The following is a 20,642-nucleotide window of genomic DNA, read 5'->3' as shown; positions in this document are numbered from 1 at the left end:
AATCAGCTGCGGAAAATTGAATCGACGGTATGCGGGTTCAGCAGCGTCACGGGACGGGAGTTAATCTGTTTCGGCTGCTCTGATTCAAACTCCTTTTTACCTTTCTCACGTTTATCGAGAGAGTTGCGGTGACTAGCCAGGATTGCCGCAGCCAGAGCCACAGGTTTTTGGGTTACTGGTAACACCGTATTGGTATAACTGCCCGACTGAAATGCCAGGACTAGATCGCTGCTAGAGAAATCTCCGTCGCAATTCCAATCTCCCTCACTCCAATCGGAGTTTGTTTCAACATCGTCTTCGTACTCACCTGCCTGAAAGGCAAGTACAAGATCGGATGAGTTGAATAAGCCATCGAGATTTGCGTCACCAAAATGCGTACCCAGGATCGATTCAATCATGAAAGTCAAGTCTTGGCGATCAATGGCTGAGTCGCCATTGAGATCGAAATCGACATGGGGATTCGCTGTCAGAATCGCGTCGCGAAGTGAATCTACGTCGGTGATCGAAACGGTTCCGTCTAAATCGAAATCACCGGCCAATGTTGGTCCGCCTCGGTTTGTCTGCCCCCAACTGGTTTCTTGTTGGTTGACGAATGCTCCTGTCCCGTTTGGCCAGCGACCAATTGAGGTATCTGAGGGTGTGGGACCAAATACGACTGAGTCGGCGAAACGAACGGGATGCCCTTCTGAATCGGCTTCGATCAGGTAGATGTCGTCAGAATTGTCGCCTTTGAATCCGAATCCTAAAGTCGTCTCGTTGATGATGAGGTAAGAATTTGAATTAATGGGAGCCGTGTCGGCGCTGAATTGATACTTGAGCGGGTTAGTGCCGCTGTCACTGAGATACCAGTTGGCGATCGTGATGGTTTGGTCCGAGGAATTGTAGAGTTCCACCTGATCGATTGCTGGTAGGGTATTGTTCGCCAACAATTCATTGATCACAATACCCGATGCGAACTGCTCCCCTGCCCTGCCTGGTGATCCTCCAAATGCACGACTCGCCTGCCAAGTGTTGGGGTCGTTGTAGTCCGTGGTGAAATCAATCACCTCCAGAGAACTGCCCAGTCCGTCAGCCCGCGCTGGCCAGTCCGCTTCGTCTTCATAACGAAATTGCTGAATTAATTCATTGGAGGCGTTGGTCACCGTAATCGTCTCGCCGCCATTTCCTAACCGATTGGCAAACTCACCTGCGAGTCCTTGTTGACCATTACTTCCGTTAGCAATTCGGGCGGTATCACCAAATCTTGAAACAAACGCCTCCCGGTTTTTAACCACAACCAGGTACTGCCCAGGTTCCAAGGTTTGCGAATCAAAGCTGAACTCAATTCCTTCCTGATCATCGTCCTTCGTAATCGAGATTAATTGAACTCCAGCCAGTTCAATCGGCTGCTGTCCGATATTCGTGAATTCGACAAATTCGAAATTCGACCCTCCGGCTTGAGATTCGCCGAATTGGGTCAAGCCACTGAGTGGATTGAAATTGATTTCGCTAATACGAAGATTGTCTGCGTTTGCAGGGATAGAAATGGTCCCAAACTGAGTCTCCGCGACGAGTCGCCCGGAGCGATCCACAAGTTTCAGTTCACCGCCCGTATTAGGGAGTTCTGTGCCGAAGGATTGAACGAAAAGGCCCAGGTCTCCCCGCGGACCCGTCGTTCGTTTTCGAAAGGTCGCCACATCGGCTGCTAAGGTGAGAGATTCTCCAGCGGGTAGGACGGTGCCCGGTTTGAGTGTGGTGGAAGTTGCGCCTTCAATGCTCCAGCCCGACACGTCGACAGCGTAGTCGTTTGGATTGCTGATCGAAAAGAATTCTTCGCCTTGGTTTCCAGAAGCCGGGGAAAATTCAAGATTTTCGCCAAAGACGAGTTGGGGATTCGGCGGTTGTGTTGTGGGAATACCAACGCCGCCTTGGACATGGTATTCGGTCAAATAGGGAAGTCGTCGGTCCAGGTACTCGACTTTGACTCGCTCGCTCTCTTCATCAAAAGGTCGATTAGAACCAAAGTGAGCATTTCGGCCCCATTGCTCACGATCAAGAGCAACTTCTGGTTGTAACAAGTCAACAAGTTGGTCAATGCGTTGATGGAAATAACCGGTTGCCAGGAATTCGTCCGCCATGGTCCTGATTCGACGCAACAACATTTCTCGTGTGCGTGGATTTTCGATCATCTTGTCCAATAGTACGTTGATCTTACCACCATGGAGCGGGAAGTCACGCGTACCCAGGAAGGGGTGAACCGCATTGGGGTAGGTTGCACCCCGCGTATTTTCGTTGGCCACGATTCGGTCGGTATTGAGAGCATCCGGGCCGAAGACCAGATCCAAGTCCCATGGCATCATGAACCATTCACCTGTTCCATTTGTGTCACGGTAGACGTAATGGTTTTTGTCCGAGCCATCAATGTTTTGCACAATGACATGGGTTGCCATGAAGTTGATTTGAGCTGGGATGTTGACATTGTCGAACAGAAATCGGTCTAGGTCATCTCCCGTCGCACGCAATCCCTTCACGAATTCGGCGAGATCATCTCGGCCCTCGTCGGGTCGTGTTTTCTTTTCAAAACCGGCGGTAGAAACATAAGTCGAACCGGGGCCTGCTTTGTATAACGAGCCCTCCGGGTCGAGATGATGTCGTCGGAGGAAATCGCGATCCGGTTGTTCAACAAAATAGGCGATACTGTGGAACTCACCATTTTGTTGCACGCGTAGATGAAACGTTTCCGGTGAGGGTGTCCCAGCATCTAACTGAAATTCCGAAGTCAGGCGAGCACGAAGATAGGTCTTATCCGTGTAGGTGGCGTTGAGATTAAATTCGTCGACACGAGGTACACCTTCCCGGATTAGGAAATGATGGTCGTCGTTGAATTCGATCTTGTAGCTTCGCTTGGGCCAGCTCCGAGCGGTCCCGCCGCGTAGTCGAACAAAAACGTTGTCGTGAAATTCTCCTTGATATGCGACACTTGCCCGTGTGCCTCGTACTGACTGGGCTCGTCGCGGTGTCTCAACAAACCAATTGAAAACGGGGAAGTTCGAGTCGACGGTCGGATTTTCTAGTAAGAGTCCATAGTATTCAGGCGATGCTTTTTCGTCGACAAAGGTTGGTGCTCGACTTTCGAGCCCATCCACGGCGCTGGCCGTCACGTAGTAACGCAGCATTTGTCCCGGTTCGACAATGCCGCCTGGGATTACTCCTGTAAAGACGCCGTCTTGGGCTGTCTGATCCGAACCAGAACCGTCGTCTACCATCGCAACTGAGACGGGTGCTTCGTACATTGAGCGGTGGTGGAGTGTGACCGCTTGGATTTCAGAGAGGCCGCTTTGCACTTCGGCTGTGACGATTAACTCGGAGAGCGGATCATTCGGTGTGACAAAGCTGTGCTGAACGTTTTCGAGGTGCGGACCTAATGGGCCGTTGGACTCGCCTGGTGTGGGGGCTGTGAATCGGCCCTCTTCGTTTCCGAAAACACCGTAGGATACGTTGTGATACTGCTGGGGCACTTCTGTGAACTCTTGCACGATTCGGCCATCGGGCCCCACGAAAGCGAGATATTCTCCTTTACTTGAAAGCTGGAAATTTGTATGCAAACGTCCCTGTTCGTCGAGAGCCGGATTCGTGATGTTTTCGCCTGAAGCGTAAACCACGATCGTTCCGTGAGCGGGCAGGACGGTTCCCGCAGGAATACTCCATTGGGTCGGCCGTTGAGAATCGTCGGTCAAGTAGTATCCACCGATCTCTTTGGCTTCCGGTGTCGCATTCTGTATTTCAATCCAGTCGTAGGCTTTTTCTGTTTTGGGGAATTCGTGATCAGCAGAAACCCGTGTGCGACTTAATGCGGTGGATAGATTGGCTGCCATAAACTCGCTGATCCGCAAGGTCGGGATTTCCACCGTGGTCACTTTGTGCGGTTCACTCCAGCTAGTGCCTGCACCGTTTTCTGCAGCCAAACGGTAGTAATAGCTTGTATTTGGCGTTAGTTGATCGAGTTGGTAGGTAAACGGGCCATCGAAAAACCCCATTTGCTGTGAGTGTTGCCATGCGTCTTTGGTTTCGCCAGCGTCAAGTGTGCCGAAGTAGGCTGAAACGATCGGTGGGTCTCCGCCATCGTCCAGGATCTGTCCGCTGATTTGAGCCGATGTGCCTCCAATGTGCGCGGGAGGGGCGACTTGAAGTTGAGCTTCTGCTGGAGGAAGCGTTGTGAACGAAGCCGCTTCAGTCCAACTGACTTCGCCTCCGAGAACGTCGAGTGCGAATGAACGATAGTAGTAAGTCGTGTTGACCTCAAGGTCCGCCAAGGTCACCGTATGTTGTCCGGCGCCGATAGTTTTTAGATCGATTGAGTGATCCCAGGCGACGGTCGAATCGCCCGCATCATCATCACCCCAATAGATGAAGACGTTGGGCTTGAAGATACCTGTTTCCTGGAGGTCGAGGCCAATGGTGGCGGAGCGGATTTCAACGTCACTCGCCGGTAGGGAAGCTACTGTGAGTGCCAGCATTTGGCGGGGTTCCAACGCCTCGATCGCCGCCTGGTGTGTTCTTCTGATCTTGCTGCGTTTTCGAACGACATGGTATTGCATTAAAAATACCTGTGGACAAAGGAACAAGGAGCGTAAATCCGAGATCGTAGTTTATACCAACAATACTGTGAATGGAAATTATTTTGATCGAATCGCCGGGGGTAGCGCTGATTTCAGACGTCGTTGTTGTCGCTCAAATCTTCTGACACAAAAGCCAAAATTATTGACGACGAAAATAAGTTCATTTGGCTGTTGTTGTTCTTGAACTCCAGAATGGGTTGATTCCAATTTGAATTGTCGAGGGAACAACGCATAGGACTAGCTGGCTGATGATGCATGGTCGAATGTTTTTTAAAATGGATCGATCTAGGATTTTTGATGGTGTCGTGATCGGTGCTAGTCGAACGTTTTTAACGGTTCATCGTGGGTCGAGTGGATGCAAGAAGCCTGAGCGGTATAGGTTTGCTGCTCTGCGTTTCTTGGGTTCTGATGCGCCATGATGTGTTGGGACCGTTTCTGTTGCGGTAGCCGAATTGGAAAATATTGATAGCAAGCGTAAAGTTCTTGTCAGAGAATAAGCAGCCCTCTCGGTCTCCCTGACCGTCGATAGGACATCTTGCTTCAGACTGTGATTACCTTTTGAAAAGCGATTTTTATAATGAGCTTCCAGTCAGACCCAAGGCGCCCAATCGAAAAACGCCTGCTCGTATTTAGTGATTTGCATTGTGATGTCAAAGCTGCACAGTCGATTGTTGAGCGAGCCGAGCTAGTGGATGTGGTTATTGGTGCGGGAGACTTTGGTAGTCTTCGCCGGGGGCTGAGCAGAATCATTGATGTGTTACGATCGATCGATCAGCCGTGCGTGCTTGTGCCGGGTAACAGCGAGTCTTTTGGTGAACTGCAGGCCGCCTGTCTCGGCTGGGAATCGGCGCATGTTCTCCACGGATCGGGCGTCACTGTAGAAGGTGTGGATTACTACGGCCTGGGAGGGGGTGTGCCTGTCACACCTTTCGGTGATTGGAGTTACGATCTTACCGAAGAACAGGCGAGGGAAAAGTTGAGAGGCTGTCCCAGGGGTGCAGTGCTCGTGAGTCATTCTCCACCCAAGGGGATACTGGATGTCTCATCCACGGGGCAAAGCTTGGGGAGTCTGGCGGTACGTGAAGCCATTCTAGAGAAGAAGCTCGCTGGGGTTGTATGCGGCCACATTCACGAAAGCGCAGGTCAGAAAATGAGTTTAGGATCGACGCAGGTTGTCAATGCTGGACCCCAAGGAATGTCAATCTACCTTGGATGACACTCATGAAAGTTACGCGTTGCAAAAAAACACACGATCCATTCGTGCCGAGCCGATGAACAGCGAGCATTCCGATTTGCTCTCAGGCGTCTCCCAGAACTTGGAGCAAATACTGTGCATAGTTGCTTTCGCCAAATCCCGATGCCAGAGATCGCAATTCGTCTTCGTTGATCCAGCCGTTGCTGTACGCAATTTCTTCGAGGCATGCGATCATGGTTCCCTGCCGTTCCTCAATGGCCTCGACAAAGCAGGACGCTTGTAGCAGAGATTCGTGCGTGCCCGTGTCGAACCAGGCGATTCCGCGTCCGGTGATTTGCACATGCAAGCTTTCGCTTTGCAGGTACAGTTCGTTCAGGGTCGTGATTTCCAGTTCCCCTCGTGCGGATGGACGAACCTGCTTTGCCAGTTCCACAACCTTATTGTCGTAGAAGTAGATTCCAGGCACCGCATAGCGGCTCTTCGGGGCTTCAGGCTTCTCCTCAATGCTCAGCACTTTTCCGTTGTCGTCAAACTCGACAACACCGTAGCGACGCGGGTCTCTTACGGGGTACCCGAAAACGGTCGCCCCCGTTTCTCTCGCGGCAGCATTTCGCAACATTGATCCGACGGTGTTCCCGTAGAAAATGTTGTCGCCTAATATTAGGCTGGCAGGACTGCCATCGAGAAATTCTTCGCCGATCAAAAAGGCTTCGGCCAATCCTCGCGGTTCGGGCTGTTCGGCGTATTCAAACCGCATGCCCCATTTGCTACCGTCCTTGAGGAGTCGCTCGAAAAGCGGTAAGTCGTTCGGCGTGGAAATGATTAACACCTCCCGGATGCCCGCCAGCATCAGCAACGACAGAGGATAGTAGATCATCGGTTTGTTGTACACCGGGAGAAGTTGCTTGCTAATAACCAGCGTCGCCGGGTGTAGACGCGTTCCTGCTCCGCCAGCCAGTATGATTCCTTTACCCATGGTTATGTCGCGCCCTTCTGACTTGTTTCTGTGCCATGATTTATTTGTTATCGCGGGAAGCTTCGTCCAACGTCCCGAGTCGTTCGCGACGGTATTTCCCGCTGGTCACGCGTTCGACCCACTGTGGACTGCGGAGATACCACTCGATGGTTTTTTGCAGGCCCGACTCGAACGTTTCAAGCGGTTTCCAGCCGAGCTCCGTTTGCAGTTTCGTGCAATCGATCGCGTAACGGCGGTCGTGCCCCGGGCGATCGGTTACAAACTCGATCAGCGATACGCACGGTGCATGCGCCAAGTCGGGCTGCAGTTCGTCGACGATCCGACAGATTTCCTTCACGACCGTAATGTTCGCCCGCTCGCAATCGCCGCCGATATTGTAGACTTCGCCGACAGCGCCTTTTTCCAACACGCATCGGATCGCGCGGCAATGGTCTTCGACGTAGAGCCAGTCGCGGATGTTTTGCCCATCACCATAGATCGGAAGTGGCTTGCCTTCGATCGTGTTGAGGATCATGAGCGGGATCAGCTTTTCGGGGAACTGGTAAGGACCGTAGTTGTTCGAGCAGTTGGTTGTTAATACAGGGAGGCCGTAAGTGTGATGGAACGCGCGAACGAAATGATCGGACGCCGCCTTCGACGCGGAATAGGGCGAATTCGGAGTATAGGCGGTCGTTTCCTTGAACCGGCCTGTCGCTCCCAGAGAGCCGTAGACCTCGTCCGTCGATATGTGCAAGAAACGGAAATCGTCTCGTTGCTGTTTAGACAGTTGACCCCAATGCGCTCGTGCGGCCATGAGCAGCTCGAAGGTTCCTACAACGTTCGTCTGCACGAAATCGCGAGGGCCATCAATCGACCGGTCAACGTGTGACTCGGCGGCGAAATTGACAATCGCGTCGGGCTGATGCTCCTTGAGCAAACGAGTCACGAGCGGGGCGTCGCCGATGTCGCCCTCGACGAACGTATGGTTCTCGCAGTCAGCGACCTCAGCCAAGGAATCGAGGTTCCCGGCATAGGTGAGCCGGTCCAGGTTAACGACCTTCACACCATCGGCAATCAATAGCCGCACGAAACAGCTCCCGATGAAGCCTGCTCCGCCGGTGATGAGGAAGGTTTTGGGTTGTTCGTTTTTGGGCATTTTGGGGGCCTTTTAGAGTTTAAGACATCCTCTCAGCCTAAGGTTGAGCGCCTTCCTGGAGCCCGTGTTCGGCCTGGAATATTCGATCAAGTCCAATAAGGGCGAGCGGCAAGAGTAACAAAACGAAACCCATCTGTGCCCGGATCTCTATGAAATTATTGCTTTTAGCTATGTATGAAAGCAGGAACAGCCCGTACGAAAAAGATGCTATTGCAAAACGATTTCTGCTCCTCAGCCCCATTAGTGCGACGCAAAAAATTGTAGGGAATGCCAGGAATGCTGGGTGATCTATGGGATGCTTGCAAAGCACCCAGTAATTATTCTTCATCCAACCGATCAGAGTGAAGACCCTGTCGGTGTCTACTCCTCCCGGAAGGCAATGGGAGAGGAAAGCCAGCGTCGCAATACCCATCAACGAGATAACAGCAGTCGTCAGCGTCACCCGTTTCCAGTTTGTCCGATTCAAGTAAACAAGAAAGTACAGCCCAGCAACTGCGAGGAGGTCCATTTTGATTGTGACTCCCAGGACGACAATGATAGCGAGCAGATAAGGTTTGTCTTTCCTGATAGCGAAGATCGCTAGAAGCCAGGCGAACCATCCGATTCGATCCCACGGGTGAAACACATGGAAGGCATAGGTGAGAGGAAGGATCCAGCCAAGGTAAAGGATACCAATGATCGCCGTGCTCGTCGTTACAAGAGAGCGGAAGAAAAAGAACGACAAAAACAGCGTTAGAGCGATGAAGATCAGGTCCATCGATCGATAGATGCGGAGAATGTCGACCCCGGAATAACGGTGAACTGTTTCGGCTAGATAAATCGCGAATATCCGGCAGTTTGTGCCATTTGCACCATGTGCTTCCCACCCGCCCTCCGGAAGCTGATTGTAAAGCAAGTTGTTGTGGAATGCACGGTTTTCGGCTTGTTTGTCTTCTCGGTAAATCGTCGCGTCTCCAACGTAATATGTGTTCGTGATGGCGATCGCGAGGCACATAAAGGCCAAGACCGATATCAGAAACCAGCGTTGCCATTGCTCTTGGGGGGAGATGTCTTTATTCATTTTTCTCTCTCGCGCGTGAGCTACGTGGTTGCGCTGGTATGGGGTTGGGCACTATCGTCAAGGAGAGGTGAATGGCCGGGACGTTACGACTTCCAACAATGATAAATACCGATGGTCTCGTCGACCTGATAGCCGTGTCTTTCGTAAAGCCGACAGGCGTCTGTGTTTCTTTCCTGAGTTGCAACCCGCACTTGGTTTAGGCCGGACTCCCAGCACCAAGCGTCGACGCTCTGGAGCAATTGGCCTCCAATTCCTTGCTTGCGATAGTTTTGCGATACCGTAATCAGGCTGATCCGTCCAACGGAGCCCTTGGTCACGAGCGATACGAAGCCGACTTGTGTATCGCCAATTTGGGGAACGAATACTACATCCGCAAAGTCACCCTCAATTGAGTTGACGAGCCAAGTGCGATAGAAGCGTCGATAGTGCGGCTGAAAACGGCAATCCAAATAATAGCGGGAGTGCATGCCGCTTGCCCATGCCATCTCTAACAGAGCGTCTGTTACGCCACCCTCGTAAGGCAACAATTGTTCCTTCGGGAAAACGAAATCTGTCGAGATCGTCTTTTTATACACGATCTTGTGATCGGCCAACGGAGCCAGTGAGGAAAAGCATTCAAGCTGATCCGGCTTGGGGTTTTTGACTTGTACATAAACCACATCACAATCACAGGATTTCACAATATCAGACACGTCATCTGGGCTCGACGCTGGAGGGACCACCAAGGACCCGACAGTAAAGCCGAAAAATTCTTCATCCCATGGTAGTGGCTGAACAATCATTCGTAATTCTTCATGCTTTGAATAACATACGTGGGGCGATTTTTAGCTTGGTCGAATGTCTTGCCAACGTACATACCAACAACGCCTGGAGCAGAAAATACCAGCTGATCGACAGCCTCCTTGGGCAATTCACCCTTCGAGGTCATTCGCCATTTGATGATGAGTGGGTCGTAAACGGGAGGTGAAATACAGCCGAACATGTAGATGTAACCCATCCCAAAATTTCACCTTTCAGGAAGAACCTGTTCTCGCACTCGTCACCCTGTAAAAAAATTTGCGATTGCATCAATAACCATCCGCTGGTCCGAGTCCTGTAGGTCATGGAAGAACGGCAGCCGGAGCAGGCGATTCGAATACTCTTCTGTGATCGGTAGTTCGCCTCCCTCGTAGCCGAAGGTGCGGCCCATGGGCGATGTGTGGAGCGGTACGTAATGGAAGACCGAGTAGATTTCGCGTTCTCGCAGGTAGTGAATCAGTGCGTCCCGAATTTCCTGATCGGATAGCAGGATGTAGAACATATGGTAATTGCACTGGCAGTGGCCGGGAATGATCGGAAGACGCACGAGACGTTTTTCCTCAAGGTCGGCAAGCCCTTCCCTGTAGGTGTCGAATAGCTGTTTCCTGGTCTGCTGGATCGAGTCCATCTCCTCCAACTGGGCGAACAAAAAGGCAGCGCTCAATTCGCTCAGGACGTACGAGGATCCTCCGTCAACCCAGGTGTATTTGTCGACTTCCCCACGGAAGTACTGCTGTCGGTTGGTCCCCTTATCGCGGATGATCTCGGCACGCTCAACCAGTTTCTCGTCGTTGATGCAAAGTGCGCCACCCTCGCCGCAGATGTAGTTTTTCGTCTCGTGAAAGCTGTAGGTGCCGAGATGTCCGATCGAACCCAAGGCACGTCCTTTGTAGAACGCGTGGACGCCTTGAGCAGCATCTTCTACGACCATAAGTCCATGCCGATCGGCGATTTCCATGATCGGGTCCATCTCGCACGCGACGCCGGCGTAGTGGACCGGGCATATCGCCTTTGTACGGTCCGTGATCGCTTGTTCGATCAGATTTTCGTCGATATTGAGCGTATCGGGCCGAACGTCGACGAAGACAGGCTTCGCGCCATGCAGTACGAACGCGTTCGCCGTCGAGACGAAGGTGTAGGACGGCATGATGACCTCATCGCCAGGTTCCATATTGCAAAGTATGGCCGCCATCTCGAGCGAAGCCGTGCAGGACGGGGTCAGCAAAACTCGATGAGCCCCAAGTTCCTCAAGGACTTGAGCACACTGCTTCGTGTAGACACCGTCCCCGGCGATATTGCCAAAAGTAACCGCCTGGGCAGTGTAATAAAGCTCTTTGCCAGCGATGAAAGGCTTATTGAAAGGGATTTGCAAGTTGGTGATTCCAGGAGATCTGGATCATGTTTTTTATCCGTGCCGTAATTGGATTTTTTCTACCGTCGGCGTCTGATTGCAAGTCCGACTGACAGCAGCCCGGCCAGTGTCAAAAACATGCTTGATGGCTCTGGAATAACAGCCGCGGGAGGTCGGGCGCCACTGTCATAGCCACCGTCACTAAATGCTGCGACAAGATCGCCGCTGCTGAAGAGCTGGTCGCCGTTCCAATCCCCTTCTTCCCAAAGGGCTGCTTGCCCTGACTCATATTTGGCGGCGCTGAAAACAGTGACAAGATCACTACTGTTAAATTCCCCGTCGAGGTTTGCATCACCAATCCAGGTTTGAGCATGTTCATGCACCCAAATATAACGGTCAACATCGTTGACCACTTGGTCGTTGTTCTCATCAAACAATGCCAAATCCGGTTCCGTCGAGGCGATCGCTTCGGCTTGCAGATTTACATCTGCCGCGTTGACTAATCCGTCGTTATTGTAGTCCCCCGAGCCGCCGCCTGTATTGACAGTGTCAGCCCCCGAGTTGTAATTGCCAATGACTTCACCTTCCGTGAGAGCATAATCATAGATGCGAAACTCATCGTACGATCCGTCGAAAACAGGGTCATTCCATTGGGATCGACCTAGCCAATTGTTTTCGTCTTCTATTGATCTGAGGTCAAAAGCAGCAGCCAATTCATTGGACCCGATCAATTCACCATCCATATACAGATGCATGGATCCGTTCGCACCATTCGAATCGTCTTCGTGATCGTAAACGGCCACCACGTGAACATCTTCGTCGATTGGAAAGGGACCCGTCGCTCCTACGTTAGGTTCTAGACCGCCGGCAGGATGGTTGGTGATCTCAAGACCATTGTTGTATCGTCCTGAATTCGGTGTGATCAGCAAATAGTCGGCGTCACTACCGCCGTCGGAAGTGTCCTCACCATTATTGCTATTGCCAAAGTCACCGAATCGTTGCCAGGTATGTATCTCTGAGACAGATGCCCAGAACTCGAAGGTGACGGCTCCGCTTGAATTGGAGTTCGCGGCGGCGGAAACGATCCCGTTCGGCAGATCGACATAGGCATCTTCGGTGATCTCGGCTGAGCGTTCCCCAGAATTTTCTGAGAGATCAAGTTTCCCATTGCCGAACTCGAAATTTTGGGTGCTACCTTCGTCGATGATCACGCCATTCGCATTGCCAATTAAGTCAGCGACGTCGTTAGAGAAGTCGTAACGGTGAATCGGAGAGAAACGCAAAGACTCAGCGGGTACGGGAGGTTTTTCACCCGGGTTGACGAATGCAGCCTTCTCTTCATCGTAATTCGCCATGATTTGATCGTCGGTCAACACTCCGTCATGAATTCGCACACGACCAATTGCTAGATTTCCCATCAAGCCGGTGTTGAGCGTTAATCCATCATTTTCCCATTGTGCGGCAATGGCGATCGCTGGATCGGGGTAGGTGTCGAGGCCCCCCCATGTATCCATGTCCTCTTCGTACCAGAGTTCTCCGTCTGAATAGACTCGAGCATACGGATCGTCCTCACCCGCATAGGTGTAAACCAGATGATGCCACTCGTTTTTGTCCGGAGCTCCAGCCGTGAATTCGTCATCAATCCAGCCTAAATCGGGTCCACCGCCACCCCAATGGCCGACGGCTCCGAAGTTTCCGTGATTTCCATAGTTGAACGCCATGTTGGTCCCGTCAGGGCCGCCTCGTTTACCCCATGACACAAGCGTTTCTTCGGCATTGATTTGTGGATTCAACGCCCAAACTTCAATCGTTCGAGTTGGGTCGAAACCGGTCAGTCCCTCGGGAGCTTCGATCGGTTCTTCCAGAGAGCCACCGACGAATGCGTTGCTGCCGTTGAAAAAGATGGCAGGTGTTGTTTCGATGAGTCCAGCTTCGGGACCGTTAACCGCTTCGAAGTCAACGTAGCTGCCCGCATTACTCCAGGCAGCATCACCTGTCGAAAATGTGGAAGCATCTAAATTTACAAAGAGTTCACCCGCGACTTCGATGGCGGCGACTGGGCTGGTCGAATAAACGGCCAGCAATGCGATCGTGCAAATTGTCGTGTATCGTGGGGAGTTGCAAAATCTCATTGTGCCTATCCTGCTGGTTGTTTGTTTGAAATCCTTACGAGTCTCAATTTATAAACGTGGTTGAACGCGAATACAAGAAAATCCTGCCATTCGCCGCTAAGGTGAGATAATTCGACATCCCTCCTTGGAGGGGGTTGTGTTGGCTGGCCTCGGTCAGTTCCGGTCTGAGGCCTTTTTTGCGAAATCTTTTCCAGTAAATGATTTTTTCAGCTTGCTCAATGATCTTCCGTTTCGGCATTGAGCAAGCGCCTTTCGATCTCGGACCGGTATACTGGAGAGATGTGTTGTAAATTCAGCATGGCAGCGGGCAGTTTTTTGATCTTCGCCATCGGTTGTGCCCCACCTGTTGCGGACGAGCCGACGACTCCAATGCTTCCTGATCCGGTAGCTCAGATCGTGGGCAATGAAGAGCTGATTATCGCGTTGACGCCGAGCATGCAACGGCTTTCAGCGAGTATTCACAATTTGAAATTACCGGACCAGCGGGCCAGAGCTTTGTTTGCTGATCGGGTGCTCGTAACCGATCTGGTACCTGATCCACCTTCAAGGCAGGTGCCTGCGCCAGATCAAACATGGACCTGTGTTTCGAAGCCGTCCATTCAAAGCCGCGAGCAGCTTAACTTGTGGAAGCGATTCTTGGCGAATGTCGCCTATTTCGAAAACGCAAAATTCGCATTTATTGATGCCCACAGGATGAGTTCATCGAACAGTCAGTTTGCCACCCGCATTAAATTCCGAGGCCGAGCTCGCTTACTCAACGGTCATTGGGCAGACTGTCAAGCGCGCTTGCAGTTGAATTGGGAAAGGGTGAGAAATCAATGGCTGATTGCAGGTTGGAGACTGGAGCAGCTCAAGACGCTTGAAAGTCCTCAACTGCTCTTCGAAGACCAGTTGAAGTCTGCAATTTCGGATACGTCGACTCGACTTCAATTCGAAGAATCGAAGCATTGGCAATATGCGACGCGACATTACTATCCGCAACGACGTGCTTCCTTATCAGGCAATCATAGCGATGATCGTTTTTTTCCGATCTCAACGGCCCATCACCCGGGCATCGCAGTTGTCGACATTGACCAGGATGGATTTGACGATTTGTATCTGACTGTTCGTTGGGGAAAGAACTTACTATTGCGGAATCAAGCTGATGGGACTTTTGAGGAGGTTGCTGCTCAGTACGGATTGGACATTGATGGACGTTCGAATGCGGCGGTTTTCGTTGACTTCGACAATGATGGTGACAAGGATCTGATGCTGGCTAGAAGTCTTGAGCGTAGTCAGTATTGGGTGAACGAAAATGGTCGCTTCATTGAACGATCAGGCCAATGGGTGGCAGGGGAGTTGCCCTACGAAGCCACCTCGGTATCGGCGGCTGATTTTAATAATGACGGATTAATCGATGTTTATTTTTCGACTTACCATCAAGACGATGTGAGTCGTCGAATCGACGCTGACCTGTCGAATCCCAAACATCGAATTCATGGCTATCTGACCGATCAACAATCGGCGGAACTGAAACAACGACACCAACAAGGAAACCGTTCTTTTATCAACCAAATTGGTCCTCCCAACCTGTTGCTGGAAAATGTGGGCGATGGTCGATTTCGACCTGCGGCGACTAACGAGCAATTAGCTGTTTGGCGAAACTCGTTTCAAGCCACCTGGTCGGATTATGATTCCGACGGCGATGTCGATCTGTATGTGGCGAATGATTTTGCACCGGACCATCTTTTTCGCAACGATGGATCCAACGGATGGAGTGATGTATCCGAACAGTCAGGGATCGATAAGCTTGGTTTTGCGATGGGCGCTTCATGGGGCGACTATGACAATGATGGCCAGCCTGATTTGTATGTGAGTAATATGTATAGCAAGGCGGGACGGCGCATCACACGGTTGGTCGATGGACTCGATCATCGCATCACGCGACTTGCGACTGGTAATTATTTGTATCGACAAACGAACGGTCGTTTCGACTTGGTGTCAGGCTTGTCTTCGCCGCAATTGTCCGTCGCGCAGGCTGGTTGGGCGTGGGGAGGACAGTTGGCCGATTTTAATAACGATGGGTTCCAAGATATTTATGTAGCCAGCGGTTACTACACAGCTCCGGCTGAATACGAAACCGATGTCGATTTGTGAAGCAATTTCTGGCGCACGGTCGTGCGTTCCGATGAAACCCTGTCGCAGAATCACTTTCGCAGAAGCCCACAGTGGAAGCTTGATCCGCTCACCGGTGAAATCGATGATCTGATGGCGACTCGTTACAGTCGCGGTAAAGAGACGGTCGATGGCCAGTTACGCTGGCATTCCTTCAGTGGGCACGAACGAAATTGTTTATTTCTCAATCAAGCGGGCACACGATTCAAGGATGTCTCGGCCATCTCGGGCGTTGATAATGTTGCTGATGGTCGAGCTTTTGCAGTTTGGGATTATGATCATGATGGTTGGTTTGATCTTGCACTCACGAATGCAAATCGACCGCTTCTGAACTTGTATCGGAATCGGATGCGAGAGGTCGATTCTTTCAACGGAAGGTTTATCGCAATACGATTTGTCGGCGGTAACCAACAATCGCACTCAACTGACCAATACAGTGCTCGTGACGCCTACGGTGTACGCGTCCGGATTGCTGCGGGTGAGCTAAAACTGATGCGTGAGTTGCGATGTGGGGAAGGCTTTGCTGCTCAAAATTCGGACACCATGTTGGTCGGTCTTGGACAGTCCGATACGATCGACAACTTGGTAGTTAACTGGCCTTCTGGGAAATCAACGTCGATCGAAAAACTGGCTGCTAATCAATTGCTGATAGCTTACGAAGAAGCCGTCGATGGGCAACTGTTTGAAAAACGGGCTTACAGGGCAACGACTACCCCGGCAGCAGCCACCGTGGATCGGTTTGAGACGGAGATCATGGCCCTTCTGTCGGATGTCGATCGTGCTCAATTACACTTGATTGTGACTACCGCAACCTGGTGCGAAGCTTGCAAGCGTCAACTGCCGCAAATAGCACGGCTGCGCGAGGCATTTTCCACGGAACAATTAACGATCTGGGCGGTTCCCGCTGACCCGATTGAAACAAGGGAAGATTTCAAAAGCTATTTGGATAAGTATCAGCCCCATTATCAGTTGCTGGCCAACATCGATAATACGACCCGCCAGCGCGTGTTGGCGTTGATTCGATCGGAAACCAAGTCGGATGCACTTCCGTCGTCTATTCTCGTGGATCGCGACGGCTTGCGCTTGCACGTGCAAGCGGGAGTGCCTTCTGTTTCGGAGCTCGCGAAAGCTGCTGAAACACATCTTCTCCCTGCAGACTAATCGCGCATTTCTAGCTAAGTGGCCGTAGCGAAACGCGGCTATCGCCGACTTCACCGATAGCGATTTATGGCGTTTGTGATCGGTGTCGGCTGCCCTGCTGTCGATGCCAGCAGGCGACGGGTGTGAAAGTTTGCGGATTGGCCAAAGTTTGACGGTTATTGCGTCGATATCATTCTTGCCGATTGATTTGTCTGCGGGTTGCGCTACATCGCACGGGCGACGACATTGGCTGGGGGGGACTTATTTGATGATCGAGCGCTCGCGCTGCGTGCGTTCGGTTCGGTTCTCCGTGGCCGGATTGATGTTGTCGCAGCGGTACGCAACGCCTAGTAGGAAGCCAAACTGATGCATCGGCGATTCCAAAAAGTAACGGTTTACACCTTACTATCACTTTTTCTATTCACCGGGTGTCAGCCAACACAACCGTTTTTTCTTAACGAAGACGGTGATCTGTCCCATCTACTCGATGAGGCGACTCAGCTGGACTATCCCGATGTGAATTCGGAAGTCATTCCCGACGCGGCGAATGCCCATATTCCGTTTTCAATCACCCATTCAGAACCTGGTGTTCCGTGGGAGCTGTCGCTGGAGGAATCGATCTCGATTTCTTTGAAAAACAGCAAAGTGATGCGTACGATCGCAGCCGTAAGGCAAACGCGACAGGTTGGGCAGTTGGTGGCTGGACCGCCTGAGAATCTGAGTATCAACGCCGACTTCACTCCGACGATCTACGATCCGGCAATTGAGGAGTCCGGACCGAATGGTGTCGAGACGGCTCTGTCAGCTTTTGACACACAATGGAATACGAATCTGTTTTGGGATCGTACCGACCGACCTCAAAATGTGGATGACGATTCTGATCCGGCTGTGATTTTTGCTCGTATCTTGGATCGGGACAACGTGAATTTCGAGTCAGAGCTGACAAAGCGAGCCGCTACTGGAACGCAATGGTCATTTAGAAACGTATCGACCTACGATGCTTCCAACCGACCTCTGCGAGTGTTGGCCAGTGAATGGTTGACTTCATTTGAAGCGGAGGCGCGTCATCCTCTAATGCGGGGTGGGGGTACTCAGATTAACCGCGTTCCCGTTTTGTTGGCTCGCATTCGAACAGACGTATCTCTTGTGCAGTTCGAGCAATCAGTTCGAAATCACTTAGCGTCCGTTGAAAGAGCTTACTGGGAGCTGTATTACTGGTATCGCAATCTGGAAACCGCCAAAATTGGTCGCGACAGTGCTCTGCTAACTTGGAAACGAATTAATGCGAGCGATGTTGACGGCGAACAGGAACCGCAGTCTCGGGAACAATACTATTTCTTCCGAGGGCGAGTTGAAGAGGCAAAGCGAGATCTTCTCATCGCCGAACGTCAGCTTCGCTATTTGCTGGGCATCGCCCCAACGGACGGTCGGATTATTCGACCTTCGGATGAACCTACGATTGCTCGTGTCCAATTTGATTGGTCAGATATCCTTGCAGAAGCGTTGACTCGAAGCAGTGAAATACGACGTCAGAAATGGTTAGTCAAGCAACGCGAACTTGAATACATAGCATCCAAGAACAGTTTGTTGCCGCAAGTTGACTTGGTCGCCCTTTACCGTTGGGTTGGGTTGGGCGATGAGTTGTTGAATTCTCGCAATGGCTTGGATTTTCCTGAACCGGGCTCGACTGCTTTTGAAAGTCTGACCGACGGTCGTTTTCAGGAATGGAGGTTTGGAGTCGATGTGCAAGTGCCGCTAGGGTTCCGTGCTGAACATTCGGCCGTGCGTCATCAGCAGCTACAATTGGCCCGGACCAAGGCACGAATGGATGATCTCGAACTTGAGATTTCCCACGCTCTTACCGACGCTGTACAGCGACTGGATGCAAACTTTGCCCTCACGCAGACAGCCTTCTTGCAGCGGGCCGCAGCTTTCCGACAGGTGAAGGTTCTACAAAACAAACTTGATGCTGGAACCGTCACGCTTGACTTCCTGCTCGATGCCCAGCGACGAGCGGCGGATGCACAAATTTCCTTTTATCAGTCACTGACGCAATACAATATGTCAATTGTCGAAGTCCATTTCCGCAAAGGCTCATTAATCGAGTTCTGCGGTGTGATGTTGCAAGAGGGGCCCTGGCCAGCGAAGGGGTACTTTGATGCTTTGATACGTGCTCGTCGACGAGATGCGAGTTACTACTTTGACTACGGTTACACGCGTCCTGCTGTCGTCAGTCGCGGTGCGGTTCCACAAGGGGCTGCCGAGATCATTCAAGGACATCCGACTACTCTGAGTGAAGAAGAGCAGGTGATTCCGAAATCGAAGCTCGACGAAGAGTTGCCGGGAGGTAGCGAGGGTGGAATGCCCAAGTCGCAACCTGCTACGGAAAGCATGCCGACTCCGGAAGAAAAGCCCGCAGAACCTCGAAGTGCCTTGCGGTTCCTACAGGCTGGAACTGACAAGGGACCCGCGGCGGACGATGACTTGGAGCTAATGCCCGCTGATGGATCGGTGCAGATGAAAGATGAAACGCCGCGTCAGGCTGAGAACTTTGATTGGAATGGTTTGTTCCGCTAGATGAAATTGCCGAGTGGGTTGGTCGTTCATTTTCGAGCGTCCGCTCATCCCTCGAGGGTTCGTCAAACCACCTCGGCACGTGGTATGTAGGTGGTTGGACGTCAAGGTTGCCGAATGCGACTCGTCGAATTGGCCCATTGGGGCACCGGAATGCGGCTGTAGGTCGACTTGTACATGACCCTGTGCCTGGAACGCCTTGGGTGGCAGACATTTTTCCGGGACTATGTCGGCGTTCTGAGACGTCGCCGCCCACTGCTGCCGGTTTCAGTCTGACTGCCTTCCAAATCTCTAGGGCAGCGAGTCGCGGAATTCGATAAACCGGGGCACCTTGTAGTCAGCCATTAAGGCTCGACAATGCGTTACTAATTCAGACGCCGTGCACTTCTCTCCAACCACTACGAGGGCGTGGACTGCCTCTTCTCCATAGGCGTCGCGATGAGGTACGACAACGACCTGCTTTACCGCCGGATGATGACTGAGGACTTTTTCGACTTCGCTGGGGAGTACCTTCCGCCCGGCCACGTTGATGATTCTTCCCTTGCGTCCGGTGAGGTAGAATCGGCCTTCGTCGTCAAGGCGACCGAGATCATTCGTTCGAATCCAGCCGTCCAAAGGTTTGAGGTAACGGCGGGCGTCCGCTCGGCATGGCTTACCGGCCCCGGGGCTTTGAACAGAGACTTCACCAACCGTGCCTGCAGCAAGCGGATTCCCGGCCTCGTCGAGTATTGCCAAGCTAATTCCCGGTAATGGGCGTCCAACAGATTCGGCGGTCGTCTCTGGATCTTGGGCCATGTTGATCGTGAGCACACCCGTTTCCACGCTGCCATAAGACTGGCGAAGGAGGAGTCCCAGTCGATCGCTTCGGCCGCTCGAATTGCGTTCCGAACTTAGGTGGGTCAATGAGGTTGTTCTTGACTCACCAGTCAAAAAAGAACTTCGCTCAGTTGATCTCATTGGTGGCGCCGACCGGGTTTTTCCGCTCGGCGAAATTGGTTTTGAGTGCTGCGAAGTCATTCGGCTTTAACGACGCGACTGGCCGCTGTCGGCCGAAGAAGTCGGCGTCAAACTTGCCAGTCTTTAGAAGCGAGTCGAATGTACGCTGGACGATCTCGCCGGATCGCAAATCGGCTTCGCGACTCGCCAGACAAGCGTCAAAGAGTTGCTTGATTGTCAGGCCGCCTCGGTCGCGAGGCGCGTAGTCAGTGCGTTGCAACTCTCGCCATTTCTCGTACTTCCGCAAAGCGCCCAGAGGGTTGGCCCACGAGCCGAAGTAGTACACCTTACCCTTGAACTTTTTGGCCTATCGTTTCGTGTTGTGAGCATACAACGGAAACGAAGGATACGGTTTCGCTGGTTTCGCGCCGCCACACGAAGCGATAGAATTGGCGTTCGCCATGCGTTGATCTCCTAAACCTAAACGCGTGTTAGAACGCCACCGCTGACGCACATCGGTGGTGGCATTTTTGACAATGTACCAACGGTGTTACTACTCAAAACCGGGGGGTGCAGGCGTCAAACGGGCGTCA

14 protein-coding genes are annotated in these 20,642 nt (G+C 52.0%); 4 read left to right on the top strand and 10 right to left on the bottom strand.

Translation table 11 applies throughout. The features are described 5' to 3' along the window. Positions 1-2: 2 nt before the first annotated feature. A complete protein-coding gene (locus P8N76_21060; GenBank protein ID MDG2384173.1) occupies positions 3-4,496 on the bottom strand; it encodes a lamin tail domain-containing protein in 4,494 nt (1,497 codons plus the stop codon). Between the two features lie 679 nt (positions 4,497-5,175). Between P8N76_21060 and P8N76_21055 the strand changes: the two genes are divergently transcribed. Beyond that, on the top strand, positions 5,176-5,814 hold the full coding sequence (locus P8N76_21055; GenBank protein MDG2384172.1) for a metallophosphoesterase family protein: 639 nt from the start codon (positions 5,176-5,178) through the stop codon (positions 5,812-5,814). An 82-nt stretch (positions 5,815-5,896) separates the two neighbouring features. On the opposite strand, the gene rfbA is transcribed toward P8N76_21055, so the two are convergent. From rfbA to P8N76_21020, 7 genes are all read right to left on the bottom strand, one after another. Then, a complete protein-coding gene (gene rfbA, locus P8N76_21050) occupies positions 5,897-6,769 on the bottom strand; it encodes a glucose-1-phosphate thymidylyltransferase RfbA (protein ID MDG2384171.1) in 873 nt (290 codons plus the stop codon). 40 nt (positions 6,770-6,809) lie between these two features. Then, positions 6,810-7,904 carry a dTDP-glucose 4,6-dehydratase gene (gene rfbB / locus P8N76_21045; GenBank protein MDG2384170.1) on the bottom strand — a complete coding sequence of 365 codons (1,095 nt, stop codon included), beginning with the start codon at positions 7,902-7,904 and terminating at the stop codon, positions 6,810-6,812. Positions 7,905-7,941: 37 nt separating this feature from the next. Further along, entirely contained in the window at positions 7,942-8,964 is a 1,023-nt protein-coding gene (locus P8N76_21040; protein ID MDG2384169.1) for a hypothetical protein, read from the bottom strand. A gap of 83 nt (positions 8,965-9,047) precedes the next feature. Further along, positions 9,048-9,746 carry a GNAT family N-acetyltransferase gene (locus P8N76_21035; protein ID MDG2384168.1) on the bottom strand — a complete coding sequence of 233 codons (699 nt, stop codon included), beginning with the start codon at positions 9,744-9,746 and terminating at the stop codon, positions 9,048-9,050. After that, positions 9,743-9,961, bottom strand: coding sequence for a hypothetical protein (locus tag P8N76_21030; protein ID MDG2384167.1), 219 nt, complete (start codon positions 9,959-9,961; stop codon positions 9,743-9,745). The genes P8N76_21035 and P8N76_21030 overlap by 4 nt, the downstream gene beginning before the upstream one ends. 42 nt (positions 9,962-10,003) lie before the next feature. Further along, complete coding sequence (rffA, locus tag P8N76_21025; protein ID MDG2384166.1) at positions 10,004-11,134, bottom strand: dTDP-4-amino-4,6-dideoxygalactose transaminase; 1,131 nt, start codon at positions 11,132-11,134, stop codon at positions 10,004-10,006. Positions 11,135-11,193: 59 nt separating this feature from the next. Continuing rightward, positions 11,194-13,245, bottom strand: coding sequence for a PEP-CTERM sorting domain-containing protein (locus P8N76_21020; GenBank protein MDG2384165.1), 2,052 nt, complete (start codon positions 13,243-13,245; stop codon positions 11,194-11,196). Between the two features lie 279 nt (positions 13,246-13,524). Between P8N76_21020 and P8N76_21015 the strand changes: the two genes are divergently transcribed. From P8N76_21015 to P8N76_21005, 3 genes are all read left to right on the top strand, one after another. Next, the gene (locus P8N76_21015) at positions 13,525-15,381 is read left to right on the top strand and encodes a VCBS repeat-containing protein (protein MDG2384164.1); all 1,857 of its coding nucleotides are present in this window, start codon (positions 13,525-13,527) and stop codon (positions 15,379-15,381) included. A gap of 21 nt (positions 15,382-15,402) precedes the next feature. After that, complete coding sequence (locus P8N76_21010; GenBank protein MDG2384163.1) at positions 15,403-16,560, top strand: ASPIC/UnbV domain-containing protein; 1,158 nt, start codon at positions 15,403-15,405, stop codon at positions 16,558-16,560. A 345-nt stretch (positions 16,561-16,905) separates the two neighbouring features. After that, a complete protein-coding gene (locus P8N76_21005; GenBank protein MDG2384162.1) occupies positions 16,906-19,116 on the top strand; it encodes a TolC family protein in 2,211 nt (736 codons plus the stop codon). A gap of 288 nt (positions 19,117-19,404) precedes the next feature. Here the strand turns inward: P8N76_21005 and P8N76_21000 are convergent, their stop codons facing one another. Both P8N76_21000 and P8N76_20995 read right to left on the bottom strand, forming a co-directional pair. Beyond that, entirely contained in the window at positions 19,405-20,016 is a 612-nt protein-coding gene (locus P8N76_21000; GenBank protein ID MDG2384161.1) for a fatty acid--CoA ligase family protein, read from the bottom strand. A 40-nt stretch (positions 20,017-20,056) separates the two neighbouring features. Further along, positions 20,057-20,395 (bottom strand): hypothetical protein, encoded by a 339-nt coding sequence (locus P8N76_20995; GenBank protein ID MDG2384160.1) that lies wholly within the window; start codon positions 20,393-20,395, stop codon positions 20,057-20,059. Positions 20,396-20,642 lie beyond the last annotated feature (247 nt).

This window comes from Pirellulaceae bacterium (assembly GCA_029243025.1).
Taxonomy (GTDB): Bacteria; Planctomycetota; Planctomycetia; order Pirellulales; family Pirellulaceae.
This window is presented reverse-complemented; position numbering and strand designations above follow the sequence as displayed.

What these genes read in the sequence shown, in the direction of transcription:
- P8N76_21015 (MDG2384164.1), top strand. Translation starts at nt 13,525, where the DNA reads ATGTGTTGTAAATTCAGCATGGCAGCGGGCAGTTTTTTGATCTTCGCC.
- P8N76_21035 (MDG2384168.1), bottom strand. Translation starts at nt 9,746, where the DNA reads ATGATTGTTCAGCCACTACCATGGGATGAAGAATTTTTCGGCTTTACT.
- P8N76_21030 (MDG2384167.1), bottom strand. Translation starts at nt 9,961, where the DNA reads ATGGGTTACATCTACATGTTCGGCTGTATTTCACCTCCCGTTTACGAC.
- P8N76_21005 (MDG2384162.1), top strand. Translation starts at nt 16,906, where the DNA reads ATGCATCGGCGATTCCAAAAAGTAACGGTTTACACCTTACTATCACTT.
- P8N76_21055 (MDG2384172.1), top strand. Translation starts at nt 5,176, where the DNA reads ATGAGCTTCCAGTCAGACCCAAGGCGCCCAATCGAAAAACGCCTGCTC.
- P8N76_21040 (MDG2384169.1), bottom strand. Translation starts at nt 8,964, where the DNA reads ATGAATAAAGACATCTCCCCCCAAGAGCAATGGCAACGCTGGTTTCTG.
- P8N76_21020 (MDG2384165.1), bottom strand. Translation starts at nt 13,245, where the DNA reads ATGAGATTTTGCAACTCCCCACGATACACGACAATTTGCACGATCGCA.
- rfbB (MDG2384170.1), bottom strand. Translation starts at nt 7,904, where the DNA reads ATGCCCAAAAACGAACAACCCAAAACCTTCCTCATCACCGGCGGAGCA.
- P8N76_21060 (MDG2384173.1), bottom strand. Translation starts at nt 4,496, where the DNA reads ATGCTGGCACTCACAGTAGCTTCCCTACCGGCGAGTGACGTTGAAATC.
- rfbA (MDG2384171.1), bottom strand. Translation starts at nt 6,769, where the DNA reads ATGGGTAAAGGAATCATACTGGCTGGCGGAGCAGGAACGCGTCTACAC.